Source organism: Falsiroseomonas oryziterrae (assembly GCF_021864505.1).
GTDB classification, from domain to species: domain Bacteria; phylum Pseudomonadota; class Alphaproteobacteria; order Acetobacterales; family Acetobacteraceae; genus Falsiroseomonas; species Falsiroseomonas oryziterrae.
This window is the reverse complement of record NZ_JAKJIB010000486.1, coordinates 1-2,139: the sequence shown is the minus strand read 5'-3', so window position 1 is coordinate 2,139 and position 2,139 is coordinate 1. Positions and strand designations below refer to the sequence as shown.

Genomic DNA, 2,139 nt, shown 5'->3' with positions numbered 1-2,139 from the left:
TCGCCTCGCCCGCCAGCAGCGCCGCCTTGCGCGGCACGCCCCAGCGATAGCCGGTGAGGTCGCCATCCTTGCCCACGACGCGGTGGCAGGGCACGGCGAGCGAGACCGGGTTGCGCGCGCAGGCACGCGCGACGGCGCGCACCGCGGCGGGGTTGCCGATCTCCGCGGCGAGGCCGGCATAGGTGCGCGTCTCGCCGAGAGGGATGCGGCGCAGCGCCTCCCACACCCGGCGCTGGAAGGCGGTGCCGCGCAGGTCGAGCGGAAGCGCGAGCGCGGCGGCGGGCTCGGCGACGAAGGCGACGACCTGGCGGACGATGTCGGCCAGCGCGGCCTCGGCCGGCACGACATGGGCGTTGGGGAAGCGCGCGCGGAGGTCGCCTTCCAGCGCGTCGCGCGTCTCGGCGAAGCCGATGAAGCAGACGCCGGAGTCCGTGGCACCGACCAGCAGGGGCCCGAGCGCGCTGTCGGCATGGGCGATGCGGATCGTCTCGCCCTGCCCGCCGCGGCGTGCGGCGCCGGGCGTCATGCCGAGATGGCGCGCGGTGTCCTCGTAGACGCGGGATTCGCTGCCGAAGCCGGCGCCGGCCACCGCCTCCGCCACGCGCTCGCCGGCGGCGAGCGAGGCCTGCAGGCGGCGGGCGCGCACGCCCTCGGCATAGCTCCGCGGCGTGACGCCGGTGATGTCGCGGAACAGGCGCAGGAAATGGTGGCGGGCATAGCCGGCGCGGGCGGCGAGGTCGGCGAGGCTCGGCATCGTCTCGGCCGCCTCGATCATGGCGCAGGCGGCGCGCACCGCCTCGGCGTGCAGCGCGGCCCGCTCGCCCTTCGGGTCGCAGCGGAGGCAGGCGCGGAAGCCGGCGGCCTCGGCGGCGGCGATGCCGTCGAAGAAGCGGGTGTTTCGGCGGAGCGGCGCGCGCGACGGGCAGCCGGGCCGGCAGAACACGCCCTGGGTGGTGACGCCGTAGAGGAAGGGGCCGCAGGCGGGGGCGGCGTCGCGGGCCAGGAGGGCCTGCCAGCGGGCCTCGTCCGGGTCGGGCATGGGGGCTTCGGGCATGGGCGGAAGATGGGCGTTCCAGGGCGCGCGGGCCATCCGGACGTTGCCGCGGCATGCGGAAGCGAACCCGCCGCGAAATCCGTCCGCCCCCCCGCGGCCCTGCCGTGGCGTCGTGCCGAAGGCACGCCTCCGGCGTGACGCCACGGCAGTATGACCCAGCTTCCACAGGAACGGCGCCAATCCGGGGCCTCCGCGGCGACGCCGCAGGCGGCGTCGTGGGGACGCCTAGAGCGCGTCGCCCTCGGCGCGGCGTTGCAACTCGCGCCGGCGCTCCTGGGCGCCCGGCATGCGCGGATGGAGCGCGAGCGCGGCGTCGAGGCTGCGCAGCGCGCCCACCGCGTTGCCGGCCTCGTCCTGGAATTCCGAGAGCGCCAGCAGGGCGCCGAAATGGCGCGGCTCGAGCCGCAGCGCTTCCTGCAGGTCGCGCGCTGCGGCAGCACGGTCGCCGAGCCGCGCCAGCGCGCGGGCGCGCAGGATCCAGAGATCTGGCGCGCCCGGCTCCAGCACGAGGGCGGCGTCGAAATCCTCGAGCGCCTCGGCTGCCTCGTTGCCCTGCAGGTTGCGCATGCCGCGGCGCAGCAGCAGCGCGGCGGCGGGCGAGACCGCTTGGGCCCAGACGGCGCGGATGCGGCTTTCGACCATCTGGCCACCCGGCGTGTCGGGCGCGTCGCGCAATGCCTCGAACAAGCGGTCGAGCTCGGCGCGGCGCTGGGCGGACGGATCCGGGCGGCCCTGGCCGGGGACCGCCGTGCCGCCAGGGGCGGCGGGCGCCTGTGCCAGGGCGGGGGGCGGGTTCAGCAGCCCCAGTGTCAGCAGCGGAAGGACGGCCAGACGGAGCATCGGACCAGAGTCTGGCATCCGTGCCCCGGCTTGCAAGGCCCGTCTGCGCGAGGTCAGCGCCCGAGCTCGATCCTCGCGTCGCGCACGATGCCGCGGAACTTCGCGAGCTCGGCCGCCAGGAAGGCGCGCGCCTGCTCGGGTGTCGAGGGACCGGCCGCGTCCACGCCGGCCGCCGCCATGCGCTCGCGCAGCGCCGGCTCGGCCAGCGCGGCGGTCGCGGCCTCGTTCAGCCGCGCGACGAGCGG

General features: G+C 76.9%; 2 protein-coding genes and 1 pseudogene. All 3 read right to left on the bottom strand.

Translation table 11 applies throughout. The features are described from left to right. A partial coding sequence (gene ada, locus L2I40_RS22270) for a bifunctional DNA-binding transcriptional regulator/O6-methylguanine-DNA methyltransferase Ada (RefSeq protein WP_237217498.1) occupies positions 1–1,039 on the bottom strand: 1,039 nt, incomplete at its 3' end. A gap of 240 nt (positions 1,040–1,279) precedes the next feature. Next, complete coding sequence (locus L2I40_RS22265) at positions 1,280–1,894, bottom strand: tetratricopeptide repeat protein (protein ID WP_237217496.1); 615 nt, start codon at positions 1,892–1,894, stop codon at positions 1,280–1,282. 53 nt (positions 1,895–1,947) lie between these two features. Further along, positions 1,948–2,139: pseudogene (locus tag L2I40_RS22260) on the bottom strand (tripartite tricarboxylate transporter substrate binding protein); the annotation flags it as partial.

What these genes read in the sequence shown, in the direction of transcription:
- L2I40_RS22265 (WP_237217496.1), bottom strand. Translation starts at nt 1,894, where the DNA reads ATGCTCCGTCTGGCCGTCCTTCCGCTGCTGACACTGGGGCTGCTGAAC.